Source organism: Streptomyces sp. CC0208 (genome assembly GCF_003443735.1).
Taxonomy (GTDB): Bacteria; Actinomycetota; Actinomycetes; order Streptomycetales; family Streptomycetaceae; genus Streptomyces; species Streptomyces sviceus.
The window spans coordinates 7,287,711-7,309,277 of the sequence record NZ_CP031969.1; the positions used below are offsets into that span (position 1 = coordinate 7,287,711).

General features: G+C 71.1%; 19 protein-coding genes. 15 read left to right on the forward strand and 4 right to left on the reverse strand.

The annotated features are described in order from the left end of the window. Positions 1 to 84 precede the first annotated feature (84 nt). Positions 85 to 987, reverse strand: a complete 903-nt coding sequence (locus tag D1369_RS33470; protein ID WP_007380773.1) for a hypothetical protein — start codon at positions 985 to 987, stop codon at positions 85 to 87. A gap of 197 nt (positions 988 to 1,184) precedes the next feature. Here D1369_RS33470 and argH point away from each other — a divergent pair, with 197 nt between their 5' ends. The 4 genes from argH (at position 1,185) to D1369_RS33490 (ending at position 5,876) form a co-directional block, all read left to right on the forward strand. Then, positions 1,185 to 2,609 (forward strand): argininosuccinate lyase, encoded by a 1,425-nt coding sequence (gene argH / locus D1369_RS33475; RefSeq protein WP_007380772.1) that lies wholly within the window; start codon positions 1,185 to 1,187, stop codon positions 2,607 to 2,609. A 130-nt stretch (positions 2,610 to 2,739) separates the two neighbouring features. Beyond that, complete coding sequence (locus tag D1369_RS33480) at positions 2,740 to 3,711, forward strand: aldo/keto reductase (protein ID WP_037899342.1); 972 nt, start codon at positions 2,740 to 2,742, stop codon at positions 3,709 to 3,711. 81 nt (positions 3,712 to 3,792) lie between these two features. Beyond that, entirely contained in the window at positions 3,793 to 4,356 is a 564-nt protein-coding gene (locus D1369_RS33485; RefSeq protein WP_007380770.1) for a TetR/AcrR family transcriptional regulator, read from the forward strand. Next, a complete protein-coding gene (locus tag D1369_RS33490) occupies positions 4,353 to 5,876 on the forward strand; it encodes an MFS transporter (RefSeq protein ID WP_007380769.1) in 1,524 nt (507 codons plus the stop codon). The genes D1369_RS33485 and D1369_RS33490 overlap by 4 nt, the downstream gene beginning before the upstream one ends. Positions 5,877 to 5,931: 55 nt before the next feature. Here the strand turns inward: D1369_RS33490 and D1369_RS33495 are convergent, their stop codons facing one another. After that, positions 5,932 to 6,603, reverse strand: a complete 672-nt coding sequence (locus D1369_RS33495; RefSeq protein ID WP_037899339.1) for a lysophospholipid acyltransferase family protein — start codon at positions 6,601 to 6,603, stop codon at positions 5,932 to 5,934. A 371-nt stretch (positions 6,604 to 6,974) separates the two neighbouring features. Between D1369_RS33495 and D1369_RS33500 the strand changes: the two genes are divergently transcribed. From D1369_RS33500 to D1369_RS33510, 3 genes are all read left to right on the forward strand, one after another. Then, positions 6,975 to 8,141, forward strand: coding sequence for a glycerophosphodiester phosphodiesterase (locus tag D1369_RS33500; RefSeq protein ID WP_007380767.1), 1,167 nt, complete (start codon positions 6,975 to 6,977; stop codon positions 8,139 to 8,141). A gap of 76 nt (positions 8,142 to 8,217) precedes the next feature. Then, positions 8,218 to 8,724, forward strand: coding sequence for a sigma-70 family RNA polymerase sigma factor (locus D1369_RS33505; RefSeq protein ID WP_007380766.1), 507 nt, complete (start codon positions 8,218 to 8,220; stop codon positions 8,722 to 8,724). A gap of 45 nt (positions 8,725 to 8,769) precedes the next feature. Continuing rightward, positions 8,770 to 9,267 carry a GNAT family N-acetyltransferase gene (locus D1369_RS33510; protein ID WP_007380765.1) on the forward strand — a complete coding sequence of 166 codons (498 nt, stop codon included), beginning with the start codon at positions 8,770 to 8,772 and terminating at the stop codon, positions 9,265 to 9,267. A 68-nt stretch (positions 9,268 to 9,335) separates the two neighbouring features. On the opposite strand, the gene D1369_RS33515 is transcribed toward D1369_RS33510, so the two are convergent. Both D1369_RS33515 and D1369_RS33520 read right to left on the reverse strand, forming a co-directional pair. Continuing rightward, positions 9,336 to 9,770: a hypothetical protein gene (locus tag D1369_RS33515; protein WP_007380764.1), complete on the reverse strand. Its 435-nt coding sequence runs from the start codon at positions 9,768 to 9,770 to the stop codon at positions 9,336 to 9,338. Next, the gene (locus tag D1369_RS33520; protein WP_007380763.1) at positions 9,751 to 10,110 is read right to left on the reverse strand and encodes a hypothetical protein; all 360 of its coding nucleotides are present in this window, start codon (positions 10,108 to 10,110) and stop codon (positions 9,751 to 9,753) included. The genes D1369_RS33515 and D1369_RS33520 overlap by 20 nt, the downstream gene beginning before the upstream one ends. 69 nt (positions 10,111 to 10,179) lie before the next feature. On the opposite strand from D1369_RS33520, the gene D1369_RS33525 reads away from it, so the two are divergent. The 8 genes from D1369_RS33525 (at position 10,180) to cobA (ending at position 21,546) form a co-directional block, all read left to right on the forward strand. Beyond that, on the forward strand, positions 10,180 to 10,869 hold the full coding sequence (locus D1369_RS33525; protein WP_007380762.1) for an HAD family hydrolase: 690 nt from the start codon (positions 10,180 to 10,182) through the stop codon (positions 10,867 to 10,869). 321 nt (positions 10,870 to 11,190) lie between these two features. Then, positions 11,191 to 12,222: an ATP-binding cassette domain-containing protein gene (locus D1369_RS33530; protein WP_037899336.1), complete on the forward strand. Its 1,032-nt coding sequence runs from the start codon at positions 11,191 to 11,193 to the stop codon at positions 12,220 to 12,222. Further along, positions 12,219 to 12,944: a methionine ABC transporter permease gene (locus tag D1369_RS33535; RefSeq protein WP_007380760.1), complete on the forward strand. Its 726-nt coding sequence runs from the start codon at positions 12,219 to 12,221 to the stop codon at positions 12,942 to 12,944. The genes D1369_RS33530 and D1369_RS33535 overlap by 4 nt, the downstream gene beginning before the upstream one ends. A 65-nt stretch (positions 12,945 to 13,009) precedes the next feature. After that, entirely contained in the window at positions 13,010 to 13,840 is an 831-nt protein-coding gene (locus D1369_RS33540; RefSeq protein WP_007380759.1) for a MetQ/NlpA family ABC transporter substrate-binding protein, read from the forward strand. 154 nt (positions 13,841 to 13,994) lie between these two features. After that, positions 13,995 to 14,633, forward strand: coding sequence for a GNAT family N-acetyltransferase (locus tag D1369_RS33545; protein WP_037899332.1), 639 nt, complete (start codon positions 13,995 to 13,997; stop codon positions 14,631 to 14,633). A gap of 118 nt (positions 14,634 to 14,751) precedes the next feature. Next, on the forward strand, positions 14,752 to 15,963 hold the full coding sequence (cbiE, locus tag D1369_RS33550) for a precorrin-6y C5,15-methyltransferase (decarboxylating) subunit CbiE (RefSeq protein ID WP_118082785.1): 1,212 nt from the start codon (positions 14,752 to 14,754) through the stop codon (positions 15,961 to 15,963). A 379-nt stretch (positions 15,964 to 16,342) separates the two neighbouring features. Next, positions 16,343 to 20,164, forward strand: a complete 3,822-nt coding sequence (gene cobT / locus D1369_RS33555) for a nicotinate-nucleotide--dimethylbenzimidazole phosphoribosyltransferase (protein ID WP_118082786.1) — start codon at positions 16,343 to 16,345, stop codon at positions 20,162 to 20,164. A gap of 140 nt (positions 20,165 to 20,304) precedes the next feature. Next, positions 20,305 to 21,546: a uroporphyrinogen-III C-methyltransferase gene (cobA, locus tag D1369_RS33560; protein ID WP_118082787.1), complete on the forward strand. Its 1,242-nt coding sequence runs from the start codon at positions 20,305 to 20,307 to the stop codon at positions 21,544 to 21,546. Positions 21,547 to 21,567 lie beyond the last annotated feature (21 nt).

The following is a 21,567-nucleotide window of genomic DNA, read 5'->3' on the forward strand; positions in this document are numbered from 1 at the left end:
GCGTCCATTTGAGTAAAGAGCCCAGCAGACGGCCGTGGCCGCCCCGGCCGGCGCTCACACGGGGCGGCCACAGCGCCTGTCACGTCACTTGGTGAGCGTGCAGGCGGCCAGGGAGTCGAGACCCTGCGGCTTCTCCGCGGTCCGGCCGATGGAGATGGCGATGCGGTCGATGGTCGACTTCCGCTTGTCGGCCAGCGGGCCGAGGATCGCGTTCTGGACGAAGTTCGGTCCGCCCTGGCCGACGGTGTCGACCAGCCGCTTGTTCGCCTCGGCGATCTGCGTGTCGAGCAGCGCCAGGTTGCGGTCCACCTCGGCCTGCGCGGTGGCCGGGATCGCGGGCAGCTGCGAGGCCACGTCCGGGCAGGAGATGGCGCCCGCGCCTGCGGCCTCACCCGTGTCTCCCGCGTTCCCCGCGTTCCCGGTCTCCTCGGCACCGGCCGCCTCGCTCGGTGTGGCCTCGGCCCCCGCACCGGCTCCGGCCTCCTCGCCCGCGCCCGCCTCCTCGCCCGCACCCGCCTGCGCACCGGTGTCGGCGGCGCCGCCCGCGTTGAGGGCGCAGGGGGCCAGCGCGTCCAGGCCCTGCGGCTTCTCCGCCGTACGGCCGATGGCGGTGGCGATGCGGTTGACCGTGGCGATCCGCTTGTCCTCCAGCGGGCCCAGGATGGCGTTCTGGACGAAGTTCGGTCCGCCCTGGCCGACCGTGTCGACGAGCCGCTTGTTGGCCTCGTCGATCTGGGTCTGGAGCAGGGTCAGGTTGCGGTCGACCTCGGCCTGCGCGGTGGCCGGGATCGCCGGCAGCTGCGAGGCCACGTCCGGGCACGTGATGGTGCCGGGGTCGGCCAGCGTGCGGGCGGTGGCGGTGCCGCTCTTGGAGGTCTCCCCGGCGAGGGCGGTACCGGCGACGATCGCCCCGGTCAGTGCCACGGCGGCGGCGCCGCCGATGATCGCCACGCGGCGCTTGTTGTACTTCGGAAGAGCCCTGGACATGCGGATGCCTCACTCGGGTCGGGAGTGGTCTGTGTTCACAACGCGGCGCCTGCGTTCGGCGTGGAATACGGGCAAGCGGTTTCCGGTGTTCAAAGGGACCGCAAATTCTCCGCCGCCCCGAGCCCGAATTGACGAATCATGCAGAGCTCTGCATAATCATGCAGGACGTTGGAGTGCAGCGGTGAGGAGCAACGCAAGTGAGCAGCAACAGCGGTGACGTCCGGCTCTGGGGCGGTCGTTTCGCCGACGGTCCCGCCGAGGCGCTGGCGAAGCTGTCCGCGTCCGTCCACTTCGACTGGCGCCTCGCGCCGTACGACATCGCCGGTTCCCGTGCCCACGCGCGCGTGCTGCACAAGGCGGGCCTCCTGAGCGAGGACGAGCTCCAGCGCATGCTCGCCGGGCTCGACCAGCTGGAGGCCGACGTGGCCGACGGCTCCTTCGTGGGCACGATCGCCGACGAGGACTGCCACACCGCCCTGGAGCGGGGCCTGCTGGAGCGGGTCGGCCCCGACCTCGGCGGCAAGCTGCGCGCCGGCCGCTCCCGCAACGACCAGATCGCGACCCTCTTCCGCATGTACCTGCGGGACCACGCCCGGATCATCGGCGGTCTGATCGCCGAGCTCCAGGACGCCCTGATCGGCCTGGCGGAGGCCCACCCGGACGTGGCGATGCCCGGCCGCACCCACCTCCAGCACGCCCAGCCGGTGCTGTTCGCCCACCACGTCCTGGCCCACGTCCAGTCGCTGTCCCGGGACGCGGAGCGGCTGCGCCAGTGGGACGAGCGCACGGCCGTCTCGCCGTACGGCTCGGGTGCCCTGGCCGGTTCCTCCCTGGGCCTGGATCCGGAGGCGGTCGCGAAGGACCTCGGCTTCGAGCACGGCAGCGTCGGCAACTCCATCGACGGCACGGCCTCCCGTGACTTCGTCGCCGAGTTCGCCTTCATCACCGCGATGATCGGCGTCAACCTCTCCCGGATCGCCGAGGAGATCATCATCTGGAACACGAAGGAGTTCTCCTTCGTGACCCTGCACGACGCGTTCTCCACGGGCTCGTCGATCATGCCGCAGAAGAAGAACCCGGACATCGCGGAGCTGGCGCGCGGCAAGAGCGGCCGTCTGATCGGCAACCTGACGGGTCTGATGGCGACCCTGAAGGCCCTCCCGCTCGCCTACAACCGCGACCTCCAGGAGGACAAGGAGCCGGTCTTCGACTCCTGCGACCAGCTGGAGGTCCTGCTCCCCGCCTTCACCGGCATGATGGCGACCCTCACGGTCAACCGCGAGCGCATGGAGGAACTGGCCCCGGCCGGCTTCTCCCTCGCCACCGACATCGCCGAGTGGCTGGTCAGGCAGGGCGTGCCCTTCCGTGTGGCCCACGAGGTCGCCGGCGAGTGCGTCAAGGCGGCGGAGGCCGAGGGCAAGGAGCTGAACGACCTGACGGACGACCAGTTCGCCAAGATCTCCAGCCATCTGACCCCCGAGGTGCGGACCGTCCTCAACGTCCGGGGCGCGCTCGCGTCCCGCAACGGCCGGGGTGGCACGGCCCCGAGCGCGGTGGCGGTCCAGCTGACAGAGGTGAAGGCGAACGTGGCAGCTCAACACCAGTGGGCCAAGCGCCTTTAGGGGCGCGGGGCTGTATCGATGTGCGGCTCCGCCGCGTGGGCGCGAGCAACCACAACTGCTCCCGCACCCGCCGAAGCACCGCACACCCCGCCTCCTGAGGCGAAAGGGCATCCCGAGTTACGTTGTCGGTATGCCCTTCGCCCGCCTCGCCTCCGCCACCACCCCCACCTGCCACATCGGCCTCGGCCTCGCCGCAGTGGGCCGCCCCGGCTACATCAACCTCGGCCGGGACGAAGACCTGGGAGCCGACCGGAGTGTCGAGAGGCTCCGCACCCGTACCCACGAACTCCTCGACGCCGCCTACTTCCAGGGTGTCCGCTACTTCGACGTGGCCCGCTCCTACGGCCGCTCCGAGGAGTTCCTCGCGGACTGGCTCGACAAGAACCCCAGCCGAGACGACGTGGTCGTCGGCAGCAAGTGGGGCTACACCTACACCGCCGACTGGACCACCGACGCCGAGAAGCACGAGGTCAAGGACCACGGCGTCCGGACCTACGACCGTCAGCGCGCCGAGACCGCCGAGCTCCTCGGTGACCGCCTGGACCTCTACCAGATCCACTCGGTGACCCCGGACAGCCCGGCCCTCACCGACAAGGAACTCCACGCGAGGCTCGCGGAGGCGGCCGCCCAGGGCACCACGATCGGCTTCTCGACCAGCGGTCCCGCCCAGGCGGACGCCATCCGTGCCGCCCTCGCCGTGACGGTCGACGCTGAGCCTCTCTTCCGTACCGTCCAGTCGACGTACAACGCCCTGGAGACCTCGGCCGGCCCCGCCCTGGCCGAGGCCCACGACGCCGGTCTCACGGTGATCGTCAAGGAGGGCATGGCCAACGGCAGGCTCGCCGCGCCGCACGCCCCGGACGCTCTGCGGGCGGTGGCCGAGGAGATGTCCCTGGGCTGTGACGCCGTGGCCCTCGCACTCGTGCTGCGTCAGCCCTGGGCCGGAGTCGTTCTCTCGGGAGCCGCCACCACCGTCCAGCTCGCGTCCAACCTGCACGCTGCCGTCGTGGACCTGGACGACGCACAGCTGTCCCGGCTCGCGGAACTGGTGGAGGAGCCGCAGGAGTACTGGGAGCGGCGCGGGCAGCTGCCCTGGCACTGAGAAAAGCCACCTCGACGAACGTAGTGAGACGCCCGCACCTCGTGTGAGACAAAAATGTCTCACACGAGGTATTCTCGTCTCATGGCTGTCGATCGTGACCACGTGCTGCGCAGTGCCGCGGCCCTGCTGACCCGCAAATCCACCGCGACCATGGACGAGGTCGCCAAGGCCGCGGGGATCAGCCGGGCCACGCTGCACCGCCACTTCGCGGGACGGGACGCGCTCGTCCGGGCGCTGGAGGAGCACGGCATCGCCGAGTGCGAGGCGGCGCTCGACGCGGCGCGCCTCGACGAGGGGCTCGCGAGCGACGCCGTACGCAGGCTCGTGCGGGAGATCGAACCCGTCGCCGGGCTGCTGGCCTTCCTCTACGGCGAGAACGAGCTGTGGGAGGACGGCGGAGGCGACTCCTGGTCACGACTGGACCTCCGGATCGCCTCGGTGTTCGTGCGCGGCCAGCAGAACGGCGAGTTCCGTATCGACCTCAGCCCGGTCTGGCTCACCGAAGCGCTCTACGGACTGGTCGCCTCGTGCGCCTGGGCCGCTCAGGCGGGCCGCGTGGCTCCCAAGGACTTCACCCACATGATCACCGAGCTGCTGCTCGGTGGCGCACTACGTCATTCCGCACGACCGAGAGAGGAATCATGACCAGCACCCTGCAGCCGGCGACCACGACCGAGGCGGTGAAGCGTCCCGGCCGTTGGCTCGCGCTGTCCGTCCTGGTGCTCGCCGTGCTGCTGGTGGCCGTCGACGCGACCGTCCTCGGCCTCGCGACCCCGTACATCAGCGAGGACCTGAGGCCCACCGGGACCCAGCTCCTGTGGATCGGTGACGTCTACTCGTTCGTCATCGCGGGCCTGCTGGTGTCGATGGGCAGCCTCGGCGACCGCATCGGCCGCAAGCGGATCCTGCTGCTGGGCGCGACGGCGTTCGGCGCGCTGTCGGTCCTCAACGCCTACGCGACGACACCGGAGTTGCTGATCCTGGCCCGGGCGCTGCTCGGCGTCGCCGGCGCGACGCTGATGCCTGCCACCCTGGCCCTGATCCGCAACCTCTTCCACGACCCGCGCGAACGCAGCCTCGCCGTCGGCGTCTGGGGCGCGACCGCCTCGGCCGGTACGGCGATCGGCCCGATCGTCGGCGGCTTCCTCCTCGAACACTTCTGGTGGGGTTCGGTCTTCCTGATCAACCTGCCGGTGATGGCGGTCCTGGTCCTCGTCGGCGTCAAACTGCTGCCGGAGTCCCGCAATCCGAACCCGGGTCCCTGGGACATGGCCAGCGTGGCACTGTCCCTGGTCGGCATGATCGGCGTGGTCTACGCGGTCAAGGAGTTCGCCGCGCACGGCGTCACCTGGGAGCCGCTGGCCGCGGGCGCCCTGGGCGCGGCAGCGCTCTACGCCTTCGTCCGCCGCCAGTTGACCCTCCCGGCCCCCCTCCTGGACATGCGCCTCTTTCGCAACCACGGCTTCAGCGGCGCCGTGCTGGCCGACCTGCTCACCATCCTCGGCCTGTCCGGCCTGGTCTTCTTCCTCTCCCAGTACCTGCAACTCGTGCAGGGTATGGGCCCGTTGAAGGCGGGCCTGGCGGAACTCCCGGCCGCGGTGGGCGCGGTGGCGGCGGGCCTGGTGGCCGGTACGGTCGCCCGCAGGTACTCGGTACGCGCGGTGGTCTCCGGCGGCCTCGCGGCCATAGGGCTGGCCCTGGCGTCCCTGACGCTGCTCGACCAGTCCACGGGCTACCCGATCCTGGGCGCGGCCCTGCTGGTGGTCGGCGTGGGCGCGGGCTTCTCGTTCACCGTGACGGCGGACGTGATCCTGTCGAGCGTCCCGAAGGAACAGGCGGGCGCGGCGTCGGCGGTCTCGGAGACGGCGTACGAGCTGGGTGCTGCTCTGGGCATCGCCGTACTGGGCTCGATCGTGACGGGCGTGTACCGGGGCTTCAGCGGTCCGACGGGTACACCGGCCGGAGCGCACGAGTCACTGGGCGGCGCAGTGGAGGCGGCGTCCGGGCTGCCGTCGAACACGGCTCAGGAGTTGCTGTCGTCAGCCCGAGAAGCCTTTGTGGACGGCCTCACCATCGCCGCCGGAGCAGGAGCAGCAGTCCTCCTGGCGACAGCGGCGACAGCGTGGGTCATGCTGAGGAACCAACGGCTGGACAGGGGTATTTAGGGGCGCGGGGAACTGCGCGAGAAGCCCCACTAACCCGCGCCCGACGACGAACCGGCTACGCGGCCTTCGCCTTCGTCGCATACATGTCCACGTACTCCTGCCCGGACAGTCGCATGACCTCGGTCATCACGGAGTCCGTCACGGCCCGCAGCACATAGCGGTCCCGGTCCATCCCGTCGTAGCGGGAGAACTCCATCGCCTCACCGAACCGAACCGTCACACGCCCCGGACGCGGCATCCCCGCACCCCCCGGCTGCAACTTGTCCGTGCCGATCATCGCGAAGGGGACCACCGGCGCACCCGTCATCAGCGTCAGACGGGCGATACCCGTACGCCCCCGGTACAGCCGGCCGTCGGGGGAGCGGGTCCCCTCGGGGTAGATCCCGAAGACCTTCCCCTCCTCAAGGACCCGTCGACCGGTCATCAGCGCGGCCACGCCCCCGCGGCCGCCGTCGCGGTCCACCGGGATCATGCCGACACCGGTGAAGAACCAGGCCATGAACCGGCCCTTGAGGGACGTGCCGGTGACGTACTCGTCCTTGCCGATGAAGAACACCTGCCGGTCGCAGACCAGGGGAAGGATCATCGAGTCGATGAAGGTGAGGTGATTGCCGGCCAGGATGACCGGACCGTCGCCCGGGATGTGCTCCGCGCCCTCCACCTGTGGGCGGAACATCAGGCGCATGATCGGTCCGAGCACTGCCTTGATGAGCGCGAAGCGGGACAACGGGCCCTCCGGTGTCAAGAGAACGACCAGGGAAACTGTATGAGTCTGTGCAGGTGAGGACATTACTCGCGGCTCGGGGGGTCGTGCACATCGGGCACCCGGGGTTCACCGAGGTCTTACGCACTGTTGACACTCGTTTACCTGCGGTTGAACCCCGTTGCCTCCCGGAAACCCGGGCGGAACGATGTGACGGAGGTCGCCCCGGTCGACGCGTACCCCGCCGCTCCGCCCTGAAGCCGACGAACCATCAGACATCTGTTCCCGTACGACATCCCGCGTCACCCGCGTGTTCCGCCGGAGGTCTCCCGCCCGTCACGGACCCGGACCTACGATCGGCCCGCATCGAAGAGGCGACGGCAGGAGGGGTCCCCATGGGATCGCAGGACGAGCACACGGACGGCACCGGACGACGGGCACTTCTCGGGGCCGCGATGTTCGGCGCCGGGGGAGCCGTCCTCGGTCTCTCCGGTACGGCGAGAGCCGCGACCGCCGGATCCGCCGGGCACGGCGGCGGGCTGAAGAGCCTGCCCGTGCCGACGATCATCGGCCATCGGGGTGCCAGCGGCTACCGCCCCGAGCACACCTTCGGCTCCTACCAGCTCGCCCTCGACCTGGGCGCCGACATCGTCGAGGCCGGCGACCTCGTCCCCACCAGAGACGGTCACCTCGTCTGCCGCCACGAACCGGAGATCGGCGGCACGACCGACGTCGCCGACCACAAGGAGTTCGCCGACCGCAAGAAGACCAAGGTCCTCGACGGCGTCTCCACCACCGGCTGGTTCACCGAGGACTTCACGCTCGCCGAGCTCAAGACGCTCCGCGCGATCGAGCGCATCCCGGCCAACCGCCCGCACAACACGCTCTACAACGGCCGCTGGGAGATCCCCACCTTCGAGGAAGTCCTCAAGTGGCAGGACGAGCAGACCCGCAGGCGCGGCAAGCAGGTCTGGATCTACCCCGAGACCAAGCACCCCACCTACTTCCGGGGGCTCGGCCTGGGCCTGGAGGAGCGGGTCGCGAAGCTTCTGCACAAGCACGGCAAGGCCAGGCGCAACTCCCCGGTCATCCTCCAGTCCTTCGAGCCGACCAGCATCCAGCGCCTGAACAAGCTCGTCGACAACCCCCTGGTCGTCCTCCTGTCCGCCGCGAACACCCGCCCCTGGGACTTCGTCGCCACGGGCGACCCGCGCACGGTCGCCGACCTGATCACCCCCAAGGGCCTCAGGGAGATCGCGGGCTACGCCCAGGGCATCGGCCCGACCCTCGACCTGGTCATCACCAAGAAGGCCGACGGCAGCCTCGACACGGAGACCACCCTGGTCACCGACGCGCACAAGGTCGGGCTGATCCTGCACCCCTACACCATGCGCAACGAGAACCCCTTCCTGCCGGCGGAGTACCGCAAGGGCACGGACGCGGACGCCTACGGAGACGCCTTCGGCGCGTTCAAGCGGTACTTCGCCACCGGTATCGACGGCGTCTTCACCGACAACGCGGACACCGGAGTCCTGGCGCGTGAGGACTTCGTCAACGGCTGAGCCGACGGCCCCCCGATGGGGGTGACTTACGGCCGCCCGGGCAACCCACGACCCGGGCGGCCGGGTCGTACCGCATATGACGCACGACTTGGTCACCACCCTGCGCCCGCTGCTCACCGCCGAGGCCTCGGCGGAGGCACATGCCTCCGGTACGGAACCCGCCGATCTGGAACAGGCGGTCTGGCTCCGCCTCCTGGAGCACCTGGAGACCCAGGGCCCGCCCCTCGACCCGCCCGGCTGGCTCCGCCGCGCCGTCCGCTCCGAGTCCCGCCGCAGCCGTCGTACGACCCGCCTCGAACGGCCCTACGACACCGAGCCCGCGGCCGACGCCGACCGCACCCCCGAGCAGCTCACCCTCGCCGCGGCCCGGCGCAGGGCCCTGCACGACGCGGTGCGCCGACTGCCCGGCCGCTGCCCCTCGCTGATGGCGGCCCTCCTGTCCCCGAGGGACCTCACCTACCGGGAGATCGCGGGGGAGTTGGGTATCTCACAGGGCAGTCTCGGTCCGGAACGTTCCAGATGCCTGGGATGTCTGCGACGACTGCTTGCACCGGAGGTTGCGACACGCCGAACACGGGGATAGGAGTGGGGGACGACAGGCGATCAGGTGAGCGGGAGGCGTGCGCACATGGGCATGAGCGTGACCATCTCTGCGGCGGCCGAGCAGGACGCGGAGCAGATCTTCAGGCTGCAGTACCTGTGCTTCCAGAGTGAGGCGGCGCTGTACGGCAACTACCGCATCGATCCGCTCGTCCAGACCCTGGACTCGGTCCGTGCCGAGGTGGCCTCGGACTGTGTCTTCGTGGCCCGCCTGGGAGATGAGGTGGTCGGCTCGGTCCGCGGCCGCGTCACCGAGGACGGCTCGGCCGCCATCGGCAAACTCTGCGTCCACCCCCGCCTCCAGGGCCACGGCATCGGCGCCCGTCTCCTCCGGGCGGCCGAATCCGCCCTCGCGGACGACCGCGGCGCCACCAGCTTCCGCCTCTTCACCGGCCACCGCAGCGAGGGCAACCTCCGCCTCTACCGCAAGGTCGGCTACCAGACGGTGGGCACGTCGGAGGGTGAGGACGGGGTCCCGATGATCGTCCTGGAGAAGCCGGCGGGGACGTATGCAGCTACGGCCTGATATGTGCCTTTAAGGGGCGCGGGGAACTGCGCGACCAGCCACGACGGACCGGATGCCGCCACTCGACCTCAGGTGGCATCCCCGTCCCGCGCACCCTTCCGCAACCAATAGATGGCCGAAAGCGGCAGCAGCACGGGAATGAACAGATACCCGATCCCGAAGTCCGACCACACGGTCGCGTCAGGAAACGCGGACGGCTCGACCAACGTCCAGGTCCCCACCGTCAGCACACCCAACAGCTCCACGACACAGCACACCAGCGCCGCCCTGCGAGCCGTCTCCCCACCCCGCACCAACGAGTACGTGATGAACCCGTAGACGACACCGGCGACGGCGGACAGCGAATAGGCAAGCGGCGCCCGGTCGAACTCCGTGGAGATCTGCACGGCCGAACGCGAAACCGCTCCGACCACCATCACCCCGTACAGCCATACCAGCAGCGTCCCCGGCCCACTGGTCAGCCGCCGCCGGCCGCCGCTCACGTCAGCCTCCCCAGATGTCATAGAGCCGCACCTCCAGAACGGCCAGCACCACACCGCCGGCGGCAACCGTCACCGATCCCCACCGCGTCCGCTCCGCGAGCGACATGAACCCCGCCGCCGGCACACACGCGAACGCCCCCAGCAGATAGGCGACGAAGATCGTCGTCCCCTGCTCCGGCTTCTCGCCCCGTGCCAGCTGCACGATCCCGACCACCAGCTGAACCAGCGCCAGCACCGACACGACGGCCATCCCGATGAAGTGCCAGTCCTTGGTCGGCTCGTCACGGTAGGCGGCCCAGCCGCACCAGGCGGCCAGCAGCAGCGCGGCGACGCCGGTCACCAGCGTCAGGACATCAAACATGCGGCGAGCCTATTACGGCGCAAAAGGCCTGATGCGGCCGCCCCCGCCCGGCACCGTAGGGTCGACGGCATGAAGATCCAGGCCGAAGCCCTCCTGTTCGACAACGACGGAACCCTCGTCTCCTCCCTCGAATCCGTCCACCGCTGCTGGACGCGCTGGGCGGCGGAGTTCGGCATCACCGCGGAGGCGTTCGCACAGGTCGAACTGCACGGGCGCCCGGCCGTCGAGATAGCAGCGGACCTGCTCCCCGCCGACGTCGTGCCACGGGCCCTCGCGCGGATCGAGGAGTTGGAGGTGGAGGACGTACCCAACGGCGGTGTTCATCTGCTGCCCGGGACCGCGGCCTTCCTGGACTCGCTGTCCTCCCCCAACTTCTCGGCTACGCTCGAAGCCCGGGGGACCCCCATCCGCTGGGCCGTCGTCACCTCCGCCACCCGCCGTCTCGCCGAGGCCCGGCTCGACGCCGTCGGCATCCTGCCCAAGACCCTGGTCGCCGCCGACGACGTCACCCGCGGCAAGCCCGACCCCGAGCCCTATCTGCTCGCCGCCCGCGAACTCGGCGTCGACCCGTCCCGCTGTGTCGTCTTCGAGGACGCCCCCGCGGGCCTGCGCGCAGGCCGCGCCGCCGGTATGACCACCGTGGCCTTGACCACAACCCACCAGGCCCATGAGCTCGACGCCGACCTGGTGGTGGAGAACCTGTCGGCCTTGTCGGCTCTGGTCACCGCCAAGAACGTGGAGATCTCCGTCCGCTCCTGACGCCTGTCCACCGCTGTCCACCATGCGGACAACGGGTTCTTGGCCGCCCCCATACGTCTGCTTTACTGATCGCATGACCACGACGAGCTCCCGCACCCTTGCGACCGAGGCGACCCTGACGCCCGGTGCTCGTTGTATGTGTCGAATGTGCGCCTGTTAGAGGGCCCCCGCACCACCCCCTTGAGTCTCGCGCCCCGAAGCGAGCCGCCCCGGCACGTCCGTACGCCGTGAACGCCGTACGTGACCCATGTGCCCGCGCACGACTTCTCTCCCGTACCAGGGCACACCCACGCCCGGGTACTCGACAGTGACGGAAACCCAGTGATCACGACAACAGGCCTGACCAAGGTCTACCGCTCGCGCGGCCGTGAGGTCACCGCCCTGGACGGCGTCGATCTCCATGTCCGCGAAGGCGAGGTGTACGGCGTCATCGGCCAGTCCGGCGCCGGCAAGTCCTCGCTCATCCGCTGCGTCAACCTGCTGGAGCGCCCCACCGCCGGCACCGTGACCGTCGCCGGACAGGACCTCACCGCCCTCGCGGGCCGCGGTCAGCGCGCCGGCAAGGAGCTGCGGCAGGCGCGCAGCCGTATCGGCATGGTCTTCCAGCACTTCAACCTGCTGTCCACCCGGACGGTCCGGGACAACGTCGAACTACCGCTGGAGATCCTCGGCAAGTCCGGCAAGGAGCGCTCCCGCAAGGCACTTGAGCTCCTGGAGCTCGTCGGACTCGCCGACCAGGCGGGCGCCTACCCGGCCCAGCTCTCCGGCGGCCAGAAGCAGCGCGTCGGCATCGCCCGCGCCCTGGCCGGCGACCCCAAGGTGCTGCTGTCCGACGAGGCCACCAGCGCCCTCGACCCCGAGACCACGCGCTCGATCCTCCAGCTGCTGCGCGACCTGAACCGGCAGTTGGGCCTCACCGTCCTGCTCATCACCCACGAGATGGACGTCGTGAAGTCGGTCTGCGACTCGGCGGCCCTGATGGAGAACGGTCGCATCGTGGAGTCCGGCACGGTCAGTGAACTGCTCGGGACTCCCGGCTCCGAGCTGGCCTCCGCTCTCTTCCCCGTCGGCGGCGCCGCCACCGGCGAGGACCGGACCGTCATCGACGTGACCTTCCAGGGGGAGGCGGCCACCCGGCCCGTCATCTCCCAGCTCTCGCGCACCTACAACATCGACATATCGATCCTCGGGGCCGCCATCGACACCGTCGGCGGCCTCCAGGTCGGCCGGATGCGCATCGAACTGCCCGGCCGCTACGAGGACAACGTGGTGCCGGTGGGCTTCCTGCGCGAACAGGGCCTGCAGATCGACATCGTCGGTGAGCCCCAGCTGGCGAAGGAAGGTGCCAAGTGACCTGGTCCGAGATGCAGCCCCTGCTGGAGCAGGCGTGTTGGGACACCCTCTACATGGTCGGCTGGTCCACCGTCATCGCCGTCGTGGGCGGTCTGCCGCTCGGTGTCCTGCTCGTCCTCACCGACCGGGGCGGGCTCCTCCAGAACGTCGTCGCGAACAAGGTCATCGGGCAGGTCGTGAACGTCGCCCGCTCGATGCCGTTCATCATCCTCATGGTCGCGCTCATGGGCTTCACCCGCTCGATCACCGGCACGACCATCGGCCGCGAGGCCGCCATCGTGCCGCTCGCCATCGGCGCGATCCCGTTCTTCGCACGCCTCGTCGAGACGGCTGTCCGCGAAGTGGACGGCGGGCTGGTCGAGGCCGTGCAGTCGATGGGCGGCAACACCTGGACGATCGTCCGCAAGGTCCTCGTGCCGGAAGCGCTGCCCTCGCTCATCGCCAGCACCACCACCACGATCGTCGCGCTCATCGGCTACTCCGCGATGGCCGGCACCGTCGGCGCCGGCGGTCTCGGCGACATCGCCATCCGCTACGGCTACCAGCGCTTCGAGACCCAGCTGATGTGGATCACCGTCGCGATCCTCGCCGTCGTCATCTCGCTCATCCAGTTCGCCGGCGACTTCGCGGCCCGCTCGCTGCACCGCCGCGGCGGTCGCTCCGGCCCGGCGCCGAAGCTGCGGCTGCTGAAGGCCTCGACGGCGGACACCAAGACCGTCTGACGACACCCGAACGTCCCGTGCACCCCATCGCGGGATCACTGCACCCAAAAGGAAAGGCACTTTTCGTGCGTAACACCGTAAAGTTCTCCACCGCCGTCCTCGCCGCCGGAGCCCTCACCTTCGGGCTCAGCGCCTGCGGTTCGTCGGACTCGGACTCCGCCTCCGACACCAGCGGACCGCTGGTCGTCGCCGCGAGCCCCACCCCGCACGCCGAGATCCTGAACTACATCAAGGAGAACCTGGCGAAGAAGGCGGGCCTCGACCTGGAGGTCAAGGAGTTCCAGGACTACATCGTGCCGAACACGGCGACCGAGGACGGCTCGGTGGACGCCAACTACTTCCAGAACCAGCCCTACCTCGACGACTTCAACAAGAAGCGCGGCACGCACATCGTGCCCGTCGTCACGGTGCATCTGGAGCCGCTCGGCCTCTACTCCCACAAGGTGAAGAGCGTCGACGCCCTGAAGAGCGGTGCGACCGTCGCGGTCCCGAACGACGCCGTCAACGAGGCCCGCTCCCTGAAGCTGCTCGCCGCCAACGGGCTGATCACGCTCAAGGACGGCGTCGGCAGCGAGGCGACCCCGCAGGACATCGCCAAGAACCCGAAGAACCTCAAGTTCAAGGAGGTCGAGGCGGCCCAGACCGTGCGCTCCCTCGACGACGTGGACGCGGCGGTGGTCAACGGCAACTACGCCATCTCCGCCGACCTCAAGCCGGCCAAGGACGCCCTCGTCCTGGAGTCCGCGAAGAACAGCCCCTACGGCAACTTCCTCGCGGTGAAGGACGGCAACCAGGACGACCCGCGCGTGAAGAAGCTCGCCAAGCTCCTCACCTCCCCCGAGGTCAAGAAGTTCATCGAGGACAAGTACGCCGGTTCGGTCATCCCCTCCTTCTGAACGGCGTAGCCAGGGCGCGTATACGACGTATCGCCACGCACGGGGTCCACTCGCTCACCATGTGTGGGCCCCGTGATGCGGTTCGGTGCTTTCATGCTGCATGCTGGGCAGTTCAGCAGGCCTCGCAGGTTTTCCGACGGTTACGGAGTGGCGCATGACTGGCACCTTCCCCAACATCTCCATCAGCACGGAGCGGTTGGTGCTGCGCCCCCTGGACGAGGACGACGTGCCCGCGCTGGCCGAGATGATGAACGACGAGCAGGTGGGGGCCTGGACCGACGTGCCCCAGCCCTACAGCGAGGACCAGGCGCGCGGCTGGATCACGCAGTACGCGCCGGCCGAGCGGGAGTCCGGTCGTGGCATCAACTTCGCCGTCACCGAGTTCCTCACCCAGCGCCTGGTCGGCGTCGTCCAGCTCGCGAAGACCAACTGGCACGTCCGTTCCACGGAGTTGTCGTACATCATCGCCCCCTGGGCCCGCGGCGAGGGCTACGCCTCCGAGGCCGCGCTCGCCACCGCCCAGTGGCTGTTCACCGACCAGAAGTTCGAGCGGATCGAGCTGCGCACGGCGGCCGACAACACCGCCTCCCAGCAGGTCGCGCAGAAGATCGGCTGTATCAGCGAAGGTGTCCTGCGAGGCGCCTGTATAGCGCACGTCCGCGCCGACGACGGCACCTGGAGCGACGTCCGCACCGACTTCATCGTGTGGAGCCTGCTGCCCGAGGACCTCGACGGAGCGGGCGACCGGCTGGCCGACACGGACGGCTTCACGACCTACTCCGACTGGAACTGACCGGATCCGGACCCGGGCCGGCGAAAGCGCTTCAGTGGCGCAGCGGGTACCCTCACGGAGCCGCCCGCGGGCTGCCCACCGACGACAACCCGCGCACACCCCTGGAGACTGAGAGACGATGGCCGACCGGGTCACGGTGATCGGCTGGGACGGCTCGCCGCTGACCGCCGCGGCACGCTCCGCCCTCGGCGCCGCCACGCTGGTCGCGGGCGCCGCCCACCACCTCGCACTGCCCGAGGTCCCCCCCGCCGCCGAACGCATCCGCCTCGGCAGCGTGGCCCTCGCCGCCCGCCGTATCACCGGCCACCGCGGCACCGCGGTCGTGCTAGCGGACGGCGATCCCGGATTCTTCGGAGTCGTACGGACCCTGCGCGCACCCGAGTTCGGTTTGGAGGTCGAGGTCGTCCCCGGCGTGTCCTCGGTCGCCGCCGCCTTCGCGCGGGCCGGTATGCCCTGGGACGACGCCCAGGTGGTCGTCGCCCACCGGCGCACCCTGCGCCGCGCGGTGAACGTGTGCCGGGCCCACCCCAAGGTCGCCGTCCTCACCTCGCCCGGCGCCGGACCCGCCGAACTCGGCCTGCTGATGGAGGGCGTCCACCGCACCTTCGTCATCTGCGAGGAACTGGGCACCGACCGCGAACAGGTCACCGTCGTCACCTCCGACAAGGCCGCCGACCACACCTGGCGCGACCCCAACCTCGTCATCGTCATCGGCGGCACGGCCGCCGTCACGGAGGACGGCGGCTGGATCGCGGGCCGCGACCCGGCCGCCGCGCCCCGCGGCTGGACCCTGCCTGCCGAGGCCTACGGCGGCCTCATGGGCGAAGGGGAACTGGAGCCGCTCCGCGCGGCCCAACTCGCCCGACTGGGACCGCGCGTCGGTGACCTCGTGTGGGACATCGGCTGCGGCAGCGGCGCCTTCGCCACCGAGGCCGCCCGGGCCGGGGCCGCCGTCATCGCCGTCGACCGCGACCTGAGAGCCTGCGAGCGCACCGAGGCCAACGCCCGCGCTTTCGGACTCCAGGTCCAGATCGTCCCCGGCATCGCCCCGCACGTCCTGGAGAACCTGCCCGAACCGGATGTCGTCCGCGTCGGCGGCGGGGGAGTGGCCGTCGTCTCCGCGGTCGCCGACCGGCGTCCGCAGCGCATCGTCGCCCACGCGGCCACCCGCGACGAGGCCGAACTCGTCGGCCGGGACCTCACCGAGCACGGCTACCGCGTCGAGTGCGCCCTCCTCCAGTCCGTCGAACTCGACACCCGGGCCTGGACGGAGACGGAACGGAGTGTCGCGTTCCTGCTCAGCGGGGTCCTGCCGGACCGCACGGCCTGACGACGCTCGCGGTGCGTTCGCCGTCCCCGTGATCCTGTTGTCGTACTGCGCGCGGTAGGCTGGCCGACCGTTGTACCGCTCCCGGCCGACCGGCATTCGTTCGTCAATGTCCGGAAAGCGCGCCCGTTTTGGGATGGGGTGCGGTACGGCAGAACCGGAGGACGCGCAACGTGGCGCAGTCCACAGTGGGCTGTCGCGGATCAACCTGTCGCGACGGGAGAACGGCCGGGACAATGCCAGTTAATGGCTTTGTCGTCTTTCTCGGCGGGCCGTTCGTGCCGCTGGGCACGCACGCTCGTTCTTCACTACGGGGGCGGTCGGTGCGCCGTCCCCCGGTGAGCTGGTCGTAGAAGCACTAACCGATGGGCGAGGGGTACGCATGACCGACACCGGCCAGGTTCCGGGCGAGGGACTGCCGGAGAACGCAGGCATGGTGGAACAGCCCGGCGTTCCCGCGCCGGCTGCGTACGCCTACCTCTCCGAGACCACCGCCGAGGACGAAGACCTGTTGCTGCTGCCGGGCGCCCAGAGCCCCTGGGGCAACGAGGTCGCCCCGCCCGCCCCGGAGCCGGTCGTCGAGACCGTCCACGAGCCGGGCCCGCACGAGATGTCCGGCCGCGACAGCGGAGCGCACGATCTGAGCGCGGTCCGTACACCCCAGGTGCAGGCGCCTACGGTGCCGATCCCGCCCATCACGCCCCGCCGGCCGCTGCACCTCGGGCCGCCGATCCCCGACGCCTCCGCGAGCCCGGTCCGCTCCCTCGCCGACCGCGGCCCCGCGGGCGCGCCGGTACGGCAGCCGGCCGCGCCCGGCCCCGGCCCCGAGTACTACGAAGCCCCGCAGCCGCAGGGCGCGGTCCCGTGGGGTGCTCCGGCCCAGGCCGCCGTTCAGATGCCGGTGAGTACGGTGACCCCGGCTGCCGAAACGGTTGTTCCGGCGCCGGAACCGGAACCGGTGGGCGGGGAGTCGGAAGGCGCTGAGTACGAGGCTGCGGTGGCTCCGGTGCCGGATGCCGGGCCGGTCGCCGAGGCCGCGTACGCGCCGGAGCCGTCGCAGGCTCCGGTGGCGGAAGCGGGCCAGGTCCTGGCCGACGGTTCCGGGGCGGACGGAGCTCAGTCACAGGTGCCGGGAGACGGTTCCCTGCCCGACGAGGTTCAGCCCGGTCCCGTTGCCGGCGCGGACGCTGCGGTCACCACGGAGGACGCGGTCGCCCCCCATGAGGCCGCTTCGGTGATCGACGAGGCCCAGGCGGCCGAGCAGGCGCCCGTGCCCGAGGCCGTGCCCGTCGTGGAGGCCCCCGCTGCGGCGGTTGAGACCGAGGCCACCATGCCGGTCGCCGAGGCCGTCGTGTCTGAGCCCGTGGTGTCCGAGCCCGTCCTGGCCGAGACGGAGATCGCCGGAGCCGAGCAGGCAGCGGAGGAACAGGAGGCGGTGGCCGCTGTTGCCCCGCCGGAAGCAGTCGTCCCGGAAGCGGTCGCCCCGGAAATGGTGACGGCCGAGGACCTGCCCCAGGAACCGGTGGTCGCTCCCGACGCGGCCCAGGAAGCCGTCGCCGTGGCCACCCCGGACGACCCCGAAACCGTACCCCTCGAGGTACCGGCGGAGGCGGAACCGGCCCCGCAGCACGCGGACGCCGTCACCGCACCGACCGAAGACCTCCCCGCACTCGCGGAGGACGACTCGGCCGCCGAGACTTTCGAGCCGCTCCCCGCGGACGCTTCCGAACCGCTCCCCGCCGAGGCCTACGAGCCCCTCCCCGTCGAGGAGGCGGTGCCCGTCGAGCAGGCGGCACCGGCGCCCGAGCAGGCCCAGGAGGCCGTCCCCGCCGCCCAGGCCGCGTCCACCGGGGAGCCGCAGCCGCCCCACGTCGCACCCGCCGCCCCGGACCTCGTCCAGAGCGTCCCGCAGGACCCCGCCCAGGACCCCGCCCCGCAGGACCCCGTCCAGGAAGCGCCGGAGCCCGTCGCGGCGGACGCGGCCGACACCGACGTACAGCCGGTGGACCCGACGGTTGCGGCGGACGGAGTCCAGCAGTCGGAGCCCGCCGCGCCGGCGGAGTTCCCGCCCACCCCGGACCAGGCGCCGCAGGGCCCGGCGACCCAGCCGTTCGCGGCCGGACTCCCCGACGCGCAGCACCAGTTCGCGGCCCCCGGTACCGCCGAGGCGGACGTCGTCCTGCCCGCGGGAGTTCCCCTGGAACCCCAACCGGGTCAGCCCCTCGGTGAGTTCGTGCCGGTGGAGGGAACGGTGCCGACCACCCCGCACCTCGCGCCGACCCCGCCCCACCCCCTGTCACTCCCCACGGACGACACCCCGCAAGCCGCGGTCCCGGCCCCGCGCGACGCGGTCGTCGGCCCCCAACTCGCCCAGCAGGCGGACGACCTGGACACCCGGGCGGCCGATCAGGAAGACCAGCAAGACCAGGAAGTGAGCACGGCCCCCGTGGCAGAAGCACGACAGTCCACGGGCCCCGCCGCGCCCGCCTACGACGACGCCGAGCGCGAGGCCGTCCTCAAGGTCATGCGGGAGCGCCGCGACATCCGCAACGGCTTCCGCAGCGACCCGATCCCGCACGAGGTGCTGCTCCGCGTCCTGGAGGCCGCCCACACCGCGCCCTCCGTCGGCCACTCGCAGCCGTGGGACTTCGTCGTCATCCGCTCCGCCGAGACGCGCGCGGCGATGCAGGACCTGGCCCAGCGTCAGCGCGAGGCGTACGCCAAGTCGCTGCCCAAGGGCCGCGCCAAGCAGTTCAAGGAACTGAAGATCGAGGCCATCCTCGAGACCCCGGTGAACATCGTCGTCACCGCCGACCCCACCCGCGGCGGCCGCCACACCCTCGGCCGGCACACCCAGCCGCAGATGGCCCCGTACTCCGCCGCGCTCGCCGTGGAGAACCTGTGGCTCGCCGCCCGCGCCGAGGGCCTCGGCGTCGGGTGGGTCAGCTTCTTCGACGAGCGCGAGATGGTCCGTGCGCTGGGACTCCCGGAGCACCTGGAGGTCATCGCCTACCTGTGCGTGGGGTACGTCGACGAGTTCCCGGACGAGCCCGAGCTGATGCAGGCCGGCTGGTCCAAGCGCCGCCCGCTGTCCTGGGTCGTGCACGAGGAGACGTACGGCCGTCGCGCCCTGCCCGGCGAGGAGCCGCACGACCTGCTCGGCGAGACCGTCGCCCAGATCCGCCCGCTGGACGCCAAGGCGCTCGGCGAGGCCTGGGAGCGGCAGAAGCGGATGACCAAGCCGGCCGGTGCGCTCGGCATGCTGGAGATCATCTCCGCCCAGCTGTCCGGGCTGTCCCGGCAGTGCCCGCCGCCGATCCCGGAGCCCGCGGCCGTCGCGATCTTCGCCGGTGACCACGGCGTGCACGCCCAGGGCGTCACCCCCTGGCCGCAGGAGGTGACGGCCCAGATGGTCGCCAACTTCCTCGGCGGCGGCGCGGTCTGCAACGCCTTCGCCGGCCAGGTCGGCGCCGAGGTGTGCGTGGTCGACGTCGGCGTGGCATCCGAACTCCCGGCCACCCCCGGCCTGTTGCCCCGCAAGATCCGGGCCGGCACGTCCGACATGACCACCGGCCCCGCGATGACCCGCGAGGAGGCCAAGCAGGCCATCGAGGTCGGCATCGAGACCGCGCGCGACCTGGTCGCGGCCGGCAACAAGGCGCTCCTCACCGGTGAGATGGGCATCGCGAACACCACCGCGTCCGCCGCCCTCATCTCGGTCTTCACGGGCACCGACCCCGCCGAGGTCACCGGCCGCGGCACCGGCATCAACGACGAGACCCTGGCCCGCAAGACCGAGGTCGTGCGCCGCGCGATCGAAGTCCACCAGCCGGACCCCGCCGACCCGATCGGCGTCCTGGCGGCGATCGGCGGCTTCGAACACGCGGCGATGGTGGGCCTGCTGCTCGGCGGGGCCTCCCTGCGCACGCCGGTCATCCTCGACGGCGTCAGCGCGGGCGCAGCCGCCCTGGTGGCCCGCGCGATCGCCCCGGAGGTCCTCGCGGCCTGCATCGCGGGCCACCGCAGCGCCGAACCGGGCCACGTGGCCGCCCTGAACAAGCTCGGCCTGCGCCCCCTGGTCGACCTCGACCTGCGTCTCGGCGAGGGCACGGGCGCCCTGCTGGCCCTGCCGCTGGTCCAGAGCACGGCGCGGGCCATGCACGAGGTCGCCACGTTCGACTCGGCGGGTGTCACCGAGAAGTGACCCCGCGACCGGGGTGGGGTACGCGCTCCTGCGTGCACCCCACCCCGGCCGTACGCTGAACCCATCTCTAAAATCTGCACGTCAGGGCTGCTCCAGCGCCGTAGCACCCATCGCCTTGCCAGGACGAGGAGCCGCACCTCATGGCCGAACACCCCGCCTACCCCGTAGGCCTCCGCCTCACCGGCCGCAGGGTCGTCGTCCTCGGCGGCGGCCAGGTCGCCCAGCGCCGGCTGCCCGCTCTCATCGCGGCGGGCGCGGACGTCCTGCTGGTGTCCCCCGAGGCCACCCCCTCGGTGGAGGCGATGGCCGACGCGGGCGAGATCGCCTGGGAGAAGCGCACCTACCACGAGGGCGACCTCGCGGACGCCTGGTACGCCCTCATCGCCACCAGTGACACGGAAGCCAACACGCGGGCCTCCGCCGAAGGCGAGCGCCACCGCGTCTGGTGCGTCCGCTCCGACGACGCCGACGCCGCCACCGCCTGGACCCCGGCGACGGGACACAGCGAGGGCGTCACGGTCGCCGTGCTCACGACCAACGCGAAGGGACGCGACCCCCGCCACACGGCGGCCGTCCGGGACGCGGTCGTCGAGGGCCTGCGCGACGGCACCCTCGTCGCCCCCCACCACCGCACCCGCACCCCCGGCGTCGCCCTCGTCGGCGGCGGCCCCGGCGACCCCGACCTGATCACGGTCCGCGGCCGCCGCCTCCTCGCCGAGGCCGACGTCGTGATCGCCGACCGCCTCGGGCCCCGCGACCTCCTCGCCGAACTCCCGCCGCACGTCGAGGTGATCGACGCGGCGAAGATCCCGTACGGCCGTTTCATGGCTCAGGAGGCCATCAACAACGCCCTGATCGAGCACGCCAAGCAGGGCAGGTCGGTCGTACGGCTCAAGGGCGGGGACCCCTACGTCTTCGGCCGCGGCATGGAGGAGCTGCACGCCCTCGCCGAGGCCGGCATCCCCTGCACGGTCGTGCCCGGCATCTCCAGCTCGATCTCGGTCCCGGGCGCGGCCGGCATCCCGGTCACCCACCGGGGTGTGGCCCACGAGTTCACGGTGGTCAGCGGCCATGTGGCGCCGGACGACGAACGCTCCCTGGTCGACTGGCCCTCGCTCGCCAAGCTCACCGGCACCCTGGTGATCCTCATGGGCGTCGACAAGATCGGCCGGATCGCCGAGACCCTGGTCGCCCACGGCAAGTCGCCCGACACCCCGGTCGCCCTGGTCCAGGAGGGCACGACGGCCGCCCAGCGCCGGGTCGACGCCACCCTGGCGACGGTCGGCGAGGTGGTCGTCGCCGAGGACGTGAAGCCCCCGGCCGTCATCGTCGTCGGCGAGGTCGTCGCCGTAGGACCGCGGGTGTCGGAGCCCTCGGAGTAACCCGGGGTAACACAACCCGCT

Excerpts from the sequence above, each read along its gene's own strand:
- D1369_RS33470 (WP_007380773.1), bottom strand. The coding sequence starts at position 987 with ATGTCCAGGGCTCTTCCGAAGTACAACAAGCGCCGCGTGGCGATCATC.
- D1369_RS33480 (WP_037899342.1), top strand. The coding sequence starts at position 2,740 with ATGCCCTTCGCCCGCCTCGCCTCCGCCACCACCCCCACCTGCCACATC.
- D1369_RS33485 (WP_007380770.1), top strand. The coding sequence starts at position 3,793 with ATGGCTGTCGATCGTGACCACGTGCTGCGCAGTGCCGCGGCCCTGCTG.
- D1369_RS33490 (WP_007380769.1), top strand. The coding sequence starts at position 4,353 with ATGACCAGCACCCTGCAGCCGGCGACCACGACCGAGGCGGTGAAGCGT.
- D1369_RS33500 (WP_007380767.1), top strand. The coding sequence starts at position 6,975 with ATGGGATCGCAGGACGAGCACACGGACGGCACCGGACGACGGGCACTT.
- D1369_RS33505 (WP_007380766.1), top strand. The coding sequence starts at position 8,218 with ATGACGCACGACTTGGTCACCACCCTGCGCCCGCTGCTCACCGCCGAG.
- D1369_RS33510 (WP_007380765.1), top strand. The coding sequence starts at position 8,770 with ATGGGCATGAGCGTGACCATCTCTGCGGCGGCCGAGCAGGACGCGGAG.
- D1369_RS33515 (WP_007380764.1), bottom strand. The coding sequence starts at position 9,770 with ATGACATCTGGGGAGGCTGACGTGAGCGGCGGCCGGCGGCGGCTGACC.
- D1369_RS33520 (WP_007380763.1), bottom strand. The coding sequence starts at position 10,110 with ATGTTTGATGTCCTGACGCTGGTGACCGGCGTCGCCGCGCTGCTGCTG.
- D1369_RS33525 (WP_007380762.1), top strand. The coding sequence starts at position 10,180 with ATGAAGATCCAGGCCGAAGCCCTCCTGTTCGACAACGACGGAACCCTC.
- D1369_RS33545 (WP_037899332.1), top strand. The coding sequence starts at position 13,995 with ATGACTGGCACCTTCCCCAACATCTCCATCAGCACGGAGCGGTTGGTG.
- cbiE (WP_118082785.1), top strand. The coding sequence starts at position 14,752 with ATGGCCGACCGGGTCACGGTGATCGGCTGGGACGGCTCGCCGCTGACC.
- cobT (WP_118082786.1), top strand. The coding sequence starts at position 16,343 with ATGACCGACACCGGCCAGGTTCCGGGCGAGGGACTGCCGGAGAACGCA.
- cobA (WP_118082787.1), top strand. The coding sequence starts at position 20,305 with ATGGCCGAACACCCCGCCTACCCCGTAGGCCTCCGCCTCACCGGCCGC.